This window comes from Micromonospora sp. R77, assembly GCF_022747945.1.
Classification (GTDB): domain Bacteria; phylum Actinomycetota; class Actinomycetes; order Mycobacteriales; family Micromonosporaceae; genus Micromonospora.
On sequence record NZ_JALDST010000034.1, the window covers coordinates 1 to 1,019 of the forward strand.

The following is a 1,019-nucleotide window of genomic DNA, read 5'->3' on the forward strand; positions in this document are numbered from 1 at the left end:
AGGCGGCCGGGCTGCGGCAATGGGACCCTGGCCAGGGAACGGTCACCCGGAGGGCGGTACTTTTCCGGATACGTGCGGACGTGGTTGACGGTCACGCCTCGTGAAAGTAAGTTTCATCCGTGGCGAAGAGTCCGAAGATTTCTGCGAGTCACGAGCCCGGTGGACTGATCGTCCACATCAGTGGCCTGCTCCCGTCGCTGTCCCCGGCCGAGCAGCGGGTCGCCCGGCTGGTCGTCGCCGACCCGGCCGACGCCGCCCGGCGCACCATCACCGATCTCGCCACCGCCGCCGAGACCTCGGAGGCGACGGTCATCCGGTTCTGCCGGTCGGTCGGCATGGACGGCTACCCGCAGCTGCGGATCCGGCTCGCCGCCGAGGCGGCCCGCCGGATCGAGCCGCCGGACGCCCGGGTGGTCGGCGGCGACATCCCGCCCGGCGCCGACCTGGCCCAGATCATCGCGACCATCGCGTTCAACGACGCCCGGGCCGTCGAGGAGACGGCCGAGCAGCTCGACCCGGCCATCTGCGAGCAGGTCGTCGAGGCCATCGTGGGCGCCGGCCGGATCGACGTGTACGGCGCCGGCGCCAGCGGCTTCGTCGCCTCGGACTTCCAGCAGAAGCTGCACCGGATCGGCCGGATCGCCTTCTACTTCCCGGACGTGCACACCGCGCTGACATCGGCCGCGCTGCTCGGCCGGGGCGACGTCGCGGTCGGGATCTCGCACACCGGCACCACCTCCGACGTCATCGAGGTGCTCGACCAGGCCAAGGCGCGGGGCGCGACCACGGTGGCGCTGACCAACTTCCCCCGCTCGCCGATCACCGAGGTCGCCGACTTCGTGCTCACCACGGCGGCCCGCGAGACCACCTACCGCTCCGGCGCGACGGCCAGCCGGCTGGCCCAGCTCACCGTGGTCGACTGCCTCTTCGTCGGGGTGGCGGCGCGGAACCGGGCCCGGGCCAGGAAGGCGCTGGAGGCGACCGCGGAGGCGGTCACCTCCCATCGGGTCGGCCCCGGC

1 protein-coding gene is annotated in these 1,019 nt (G+C 72.7%); it reads left to right on the top strand.

The genetic code is table 11. The features are described 5' to 3' along the window. Positions 1-119: 119 nt before the first annotated feature. Positions 120-1,019, top strand: a 900-nt coding sequence (locus MRQ36_RS33025) for a MurR/RpiR family transcriptional regulator (RefSeq protein ID WP_242801755.1), incomplete at its 3' end; no start/stop codon positions are given.